The organism is Actinomadura roseirufa (assembly GCF_900659635.1).
In the GTDB taxonomy this organism is placed as follows: domain Bacteria; phylum Actinomycetota; class Actinomycetes; order Streptosporangiales; family Streptosporangiaceae; genus Spirillospora; species Spirillospora roseirufa.
In genome coordinates this window covers 1-6,299 of the sequence record NZ_CAACVB010000362.1, presented here as the reverse complement: position 1 = coordinate 6,299, position 6,299 = coordinate 1, and the positions used below count along the sequence as shown (strand labels likewise).

Annotated in this window: 6 protein-coding genes and 1 pseudogene; 1 reads left to right on the top strand and 6 read right to left on the bottom strand. The window is 72.7% G+C overall.

The features are described from left to right. From E1291_RS37825 to E1291_RS37805, 5 genes and pseudogenes are all read right to left on the bottom strand, one after another. Window positions 1-357, bottom strand: a pseudogene (locus tag E1291_RS37825) (bifunctional [glutamine synthetase] adenylyltransferase/[glutamine synthetase]-adenylyl-L-tyrosine phosphorylase); the annotation flags it as partial. A 123-nt stretch (window positions 358-480) separates the two neighbouring features. Next, on the bottom strand, window positions 481-1,842 hold the full coding sequence (glnA2, locus tag E1291_RS37820) for a gamma-glutamylpolyamine synthetase GlnA2 (RefSeq protein ID WP_131742853.1): 1,362 nt from the start codon (window positions 1,840-1,842) through the stop codon (window positions 481-483). 180 nt (window positions 1,843-2,022) lie between these two features. Then, window positions 2,023-2,874, bottom strand: coding sequence for an amino acid ABC transporter ATP-binding protein (locus tag E1291_RS37815; protein ID WP_131742852.1), 852 nt, complete (start codon window positions 2,872-2,874; stop codon window positions 2,023-2,025). Further along, window positions 2,871-3,695, bottom strand: coding sequence for an amino acid ABC transporter permease (locus E1291_RS37810; RefSeq protein ID WP_242614629.1), 825 nt, complete (start codon window positions 3,693-3,695; stop codon window positions 2,871-2,873). The genes E1291_RS37815 and E1291_RS37810 overlap by 4 nt, the downstream gene beginning before the upstream one ends. Then, on the bottom strand, window positions 3,692-4,507 hold the full coding sequence (locus tag E1291_RS37805; RefSeq protein ID WP_131742850.1) for a transporter substrate-binding domain-containing protein: 816 nt from the start codon (window positions 4,505-4,507) through the stop codon (window positions 3,692-3,694). The genes E1291_RS37810 and E1291_RS37805 overlap by 4 nt, the downstream gene beginning before the upstream one ends. 160 nt (window positions 4,508-4,667) lie before the next feature. On the opposite strand from E1291_RS37805, the gene E1291_RS37800 reads away from it, so the two are divergent. Then, window positions 4,668-5,687: a terpene synthase family protein gene (locus tag E1291_RS37800; protein ID WP_131742849.1), complete on the top strand. Its 1,020-nt coding sequence runs from the start codon at window positions 4,668-4,670 to the stop codon at window positions 5,685-5,687. Here E1291_RS37800 and E1291_RS37795 read toward each other — a convergent pair. Then, window positions 5,627-6,299 (bottom strand): ArsR/SmtB family transcription factor (locus E1291_RS37795; RefSeq protein WP_131742848.1); only part of this gene is annotated, 673 nt, incomplete at its 5' end. The two genes, E1291_RS37800 and E1291_RS37795, sit on opposite strands and share 61 nt — an antisense overlap.

Sequence of the window (6,299 nt, the reverse complement as noted above, 5' to 3'; positions counted from 1 at the left end):
ATCCCGCAGGACCCGCCAGTCGCCGGGGTGGCGCGCGAGATGGTCGGCCAGCGCGGCGCTGACCCCGAGGACCATGGGCAGCCGCTCCCGGGTGCCCGGCTCGGCGGCCAGCGCGGCCCGCAGCGCGGCGCCCTCGCCCCGCTCGTCCGCCGCCGCGAGCAGCCGCAGCAGCCCGTCCAGCGCGAGATCGGGATCGGCGGTCGCGCCGAGCGCCTCCAGCAGGTCGTTGCCGAGCTCGGCGCCCCCGTCCCGCTCGGCGGCGAGGATGAGGGTCCCGGCCCGGCCGGCGTCGGTGAAGCCCAGCCTCGCCAGGCGGCCCGCCAGGGAAGGGCGGCGATCGGTCCACGGCTCGCTCACGCCCTCAACCGTAATCCGGCGGGCGCGCGCGGTCCCGTCCCGCCGTGCCCGGACGAGATTTCGGTCGCGTCCGGTCCCCGCGGCGCCCCGCGCCGGAGCGCTCCAGGAGCGCTCCAGGCCGCGCTAGAGGACGGCGATGAGGCGGCGCCGCTCGAACGGGGTGACCTGGCGGCGGTATTCCTCCCACTCCTGGCGCTTGTTGCGCAGGAAGAAGTCGAAGACGTGCTCGCCGAGGACGTCGGCCATCAGCTCGCTGCGCTCCATCGCGTGGATCGCCTCGTCCAGGTTCTGCGGCAGCGGCTCGATGCCGAGGGCGCGCCGCTCGGCCGAGGTGAGCGCCCACACGTCGTCCTCCGCGCCCGGCGGCAGCTCGTAGCCCTCCTCGATGCCCTTGAGCCCGGCGCCGAGGATCGCCGCGAACGCCAGGTAGGGGTTGGCGGCGGTGTCCAGCGAGCGGAACTCGATGCGGGTCGAGTGGCCCTTGTGGGGCTTGTACATGGGCACCCGGACGAGCGCGGACCGGTTGTTGTGGCCCCAGCAGATGTAGGACGGGGCCTCGCCGCCGGCGCCCGCCGCGGAGCCGACGCCGCCCCACAGCCGCTTGTAGGAGTTCACCCACTGGTTGCACACGGCGGTGATCTCCGCCGAGTGCCGGAGCAGCCCCGCGATGAACGCGCGCCCGGCCTTGGAGAGCTTGTACTCCGCGCCCGGCTCGTAGAAGGCGTTGCGGTCGCCCTCGAACAGCGACATGTGGGTGTGCATGCCGGAGCCCGGATGCTCGGTGAACGGCTTGGGCATGAACGAGGCGAACACGCCCTGCTCCAGCGCGACCTCCTTCATGACCAGCCGGAACGTCATGATGTTGTCGGCGGTGGTGAGCGCGTCGGCGTACCGCAGGTCGATCTCCTGCTGGCCCGGGGCGCCCTCGTGGTGGCTGAACTCCACCGAGATGCCCATCGCCTCCAGCATGGTGATGGCATTGCGGCGGAAGTCGTGCGCGGCGCTGTGCGGGGTGTGGTCGAAATAGCCGCCGGCATCGGCGGGCTCGGGCTCGCGGCCGTCCTCCGGCTTGTCGTTGAGCAGGAAGAACTCGATCTCGGGGTGGGTATAGAAGGTGAACCCGAGATCGGCGGCGCGGGCCAGCGCCCGCTTGAGGACGTAGCGCGGGTCGGCGAAGCTCGGCGTCCCGTCCGGCATGAGGATGTCGCAGAACATGCGGCCCACGCCCGGCGACTCCGAGCGCCAGGGCAGCACCTGGAACGTGGACGGGTCCGGCTTGGCGATCATGTCGGCCTCGTAGACCCGGGCGAAGCCCTCGATCGCCGAGCCGTCGAAGCCGATCCCCTCGCCGAAGGCCCCCTCCAGTTCGGCGGGGGCGACCGCCACCGACTTCAGGAACCCGAGGACGTCGGTGAACCACAGCCGGATGAAGCGGATGTCCCGCTCCTCCAGTGTGCGGAGCACGAACTCCTGCTGTCGGTCCAATGCCCTCTCCCTCGGTGGTTCCCCGCCGGACCCGCACGCGCCCGCCGGGCCGGGCGCCGCGCGGCGGGCTCGGCTACCTTGCAGTATGCCCGTCCGCTGTTACCGCGACGTTACGCGAACGCCCCGTCCATTCCGTGCGTTTCCCCCGATCCGGGGCGGTCTGCACGGTTAACGGTCAGTCTACGGGCGGCCGTCCTCGGCGGCGGCATCGCCGACGTCGGCGTCCACCGCAGCGTCCGCGTCCTCGATCCGCGCCGCGGCCGGATCCAGCACGCGGGACAGGAACGCCCGGGTCCGCTCGTGCGCCGGGTCGGCGATCACCCGGGACGGCGGACCCTCCTCGACGACCACGCCGCCGTCCATGAACACCACCCGGTCGGCGACCTCGCGGGCGAAGCTCATCTCGTGCGTGACGACGAGCATGGTCATCCCCTCCACCGCCAGCCCGCGCATCACCCCGAGCACGTCGCCGACGAGCTCGGGGTCCAGCGCCGAGGTCGGCTCGTCGAACAACATCACCCCGGGCCCCATCGCCAGCGCGCGGGCGATCGCCACGCGCTGCTGCTGGCCGCCCGAGAGCTGCGCGGGGAAGGCGCCGACCCGGTCGGCCAGCCCGACCCGGCCGAGGTTCTCCCGGGCGATCCGCTCGGCCTCGGCCCGGCCGCGCCGCAGGACCTTGCGCTGGGCGATCGTGACGTTCCCGAGCGCCGTCAGGTGCGGGAAGAGGTTGAAGGACTGGAAGACCATCCCGATCCCCCGGCGGACGGCGTCGATGTCGACGTCCGGGTCCGTCACGTCGACGCCGGCCACCCGGATCGTCCCCGCCGACGGCTCCTCCAGCAGGTTCACGCAGCGCAGCAGGGTCGACTTGCCCGATCCGGACGGGCCGATGACGCAGACGACCTCGCCGCGCTCGACGTGGAAGTCGATGCCGCGCAGCACCTCGGTCGTCCCGAACGACTTGCGCAGCCCGCTGATCTCGATGGCCCGGCCGCCCGCCGCGGCGCCCGTGCCCGGTCGCGTGTCCTTCATCGCCGCCCCCCGTGCCGCCGTGCCTCCAGCCGCCTGGCCAGCAGGCTCAGCGGAATCGTGACGACCAGGTAGCAGATCCCGGCCACGATGATCGGTGTGGTGTTGCCCTGCTGGCCCGCGAGGTCCCGGCCGAACTTGGTCAGCTCGCGCTGCTCCAGCGTGACGCCGAGGAACAGCACGAGCGAGGAGTCCTTGCACAGGAGCACGAGCTGGTTGGTGAGCGGCGGGACGACGATCCGGAACGCCTGCGGGAGGACGATCGAGGCCATCGCCCGGCCGTGCGACATGCCGAGCGAGCGGGCCGCCTCCGTCTGCCCTCGCGGGACCGCCTCGATCCCGGCGCGGATCGTCTCGGCCATGTAGGCCGCCGCGGACACGCCGAGCGCGACGCCCGTCTGCCCGACCGCGCCGCCGGGGATGGTGGTGCCGGGAAAGGCCAGCGGCACCCCCACGCCGACGAAGATGAAGATCAGCAGCAGCGGCAGGCCGCGGAACACCTCGATGTAGACGGTGGCGAACCACCGGTAGGGCGCCGCCGACGACAGCCGCATCAGCGCGATCACCAGGCCGAGCGCGAGGCCGATGCCGAAGCCCACGGCGGTGTACACGACGGTGTTGCGCAGGCCGACCGTGATGACGTCGGGGAACAGGTCCTTCGCGACGCCCCAGTTGGCGAAGTTGACCCGCAGCTTCGGCCAGTCCGCCAGCAGCGCGACGACGAGCACCACGGCGGCGAACAGGCCGTACTGGGTCCACAGGGAGATCTGGCGGCGCCGCCGCCGGGACATCCCGCCCGGAACCGCCGCCTGCTCCGCCGTCACGCGGGGCCGCCCGCCTTCGGCATCGGGCCAATCCATTTCTCGTAGATCTTCTTGTAGGTGCCGTCGGCCTTGGCCTGCTCGATCACCTGGTTCGTCAGCTCGACGAGCTTGGGGTTGTAGCCCTTGCGGATCCAGAAGCCGTACTGCTCGCCGGTGTTGAGGTTCGCGGCGATCGCGTACTTGGCGTTCACGGGGTCCTTCAGCCAGGTCCGCACGACCGGGTAGTCCTGCACGATCACGTCGACCTGGCCGGTGCGCAGGCCGTCCAGCTCGGCGAGCGAGTTGTCGAACGAGCGCGGGTCGAGGCCCTTGCCCTTGACGAAGTCCTCGCCGGTGGTGCCCGACTGCGCGCCCAGCTTCGCCTTCGCGGTCTTGACGCCGTCCAGGGAGGTGATGGGGCTGCCCTTCTTGGCCAGCAGCGCCTGGGTGGCGTCGAAGTACGGCTTGGACACGTCCATGAACGTCACCCGGTCCGGCTTGATCGTCATGCCGCCCATGACGATGTCGCATTTGCCCGCATTCAGCGCCGCCCCCGTCTTCATGGTCTCGAACTGGGTGTCGATGATCTTCTGCGTGACCCCGAGCTTCTTGGCGACGAGATCGATCAGGTCGACGTCGAAGCCCACCACCTTGCCGTTCTGCTCGACCTGGAACGGCGGATAGGGCAGGTGGGTGCACGAGGTCAGCGCGTCCTTCTTGATCAGTTTCACGCCCTGCACCGTGCCGCCGTCACCGCCTCCGCAGGCCGCCGCGGACAGCGCCACCGCCGCCAGGGTCGCGCAGAACGCCGCCGCCGTACTCCGTCCGGACACGTGTCCTCCTGGATCGGTCCTTCATGATCAACGAACTCTGCCACGTCGGCCGAGGGGAAGGGCAGACTCAGCCATGACTCTTCCCTGATGCGTCCTTCCCCAAAAATTGACGTGGCGATCATGGGAAGGACCCGAATCGGTCATTAGCGTGAGCCGGGTCGTGGACATCTCACTTCTTCTCTCGACGACCGACCGGGTGGCCCCGCTGGCCACCCCCTCGGCCATGCATCCGGAGTCGTGGCAGCTGTGTGCGCAGGTGGAGACCTGGGCGCGCGGACGGGGTCTGGTGCTCGGCGACCCCGACACCTCGCCGCTCGGCCGCGCCAGGTGCGAGCGGCTCGCCGCGCGGATCTTCCCCGACGCCGAACTCGCCGCGGTGGACCTGTTCGCCCGCTGGCTGACCTGGACCCTGGCCCTGGACGACACGCTGGACCACCCGCCGCTCGCCGACAGCGGCAGCGCCGTCCACGCCCTCTACGACGATCTGCTCCGCGCGATGCGGCGCGGCCACGCCCGGCCGGGCGCGCGGCCCCTGGAGGCCACCCTGGTGGAGCTGTGGCACACCACCTCCCGCGGGATGTCGCGGGACTGGCGCCGCCGCTTCATGCTGCACCTGGAGTCCCACCGCGACGGCTGCGCCGAGGAGGCCGTCAACCGGCGCATCGGGCACACCCCCTCGCCCGCCGAGTTCGCGCCGCTGCGCCGGCGGGCGTGCGGCCCCTTCCTGTACGACCTGATCGAGCCCGTGCTCGGCGTCGAGCTGGCGCCGCGGCTGCTGCGCACCCCCGGCTGGAAGACCCTCGCCGACAGCGTCGCCGACGTCGTGGCCTGGGCGAACGACCTCGCCTCCCACGACCTGGAGGCGGCCCGCGGGGACGTCCACGACCTGCCCGCGGTGATCGCGCGGGCCGACGGGCTGGACCCCGCCGCCGCGGCCGGCGTGGTCGTCGACCTGGTCGCCGGGCGGATCGAGGACGCCTGGAAGGCCGCGCGGCGGCTGCCGGAGATGCTCGACCGGCTCCAGCTGACGGTCGCCCAGCGCGCCGCGTCCGCGCAGGTCGTCAAGGTGCTGCTGGACACCCCCCGCGCGCATCTGGACTGGCTGGCCGAGTCCGGCCGCTACGCCTCCGAGACCGGCCCCGGCGCGCTGCGCCTGGACGCCCTCGCCTCCCTGCGCTGACCCCGCCCGCCCGGCGGCCGTCCGCGCGCGGCCAGCGCGTCGCCCTCCGCGGTGCGGACGTACAGCACGCGGCGCCCGAGGCGGTGCCCCGTGACCAGCCCGCACGAGCGCAGCACCGCCAGATGCTGGCTCACCGCCCCCGGCGTCACCCCGATCCGCCCCGCCAGCTCCGTCGTGGACGCGGGCGTCGCGAGCGCGGCGAGCAGCGCGGCGCGGCTGCGGCCGAGCAGCGCGGCGAGCGGGTCCGCGGCCCGCCGGCCGCTCTCGGTACGGCCCGTCTCCCAGAGCGTCCCCACGCCGGTCGGCGGGTAGCTCAGCATCGGCTGGTAGGGCGGCGCCATGATCGACACGTCCGGCCAGACGAACGCGCTCGGCACGAGGAGCAGGCCGCGCCCGGCCAGCTCCCCGCGGAACCGCCAGCGGCGGTCGACGCGCAGCGTCCCGGCGCGCCAGGCCACCGCCTCGTGCAGGTCGCCGAACACGCCCGCCGCGCCGTGCGCGGCCAGCGCGCGGGTGCGGCGCAGCACGTCGCCCTCCAGCAGGTCGCGGATCCGCGGCCAGAACGGCTCGACCGCGGCGGCCCAGTACCGCTCCAGCAGCCCCACGAGGATC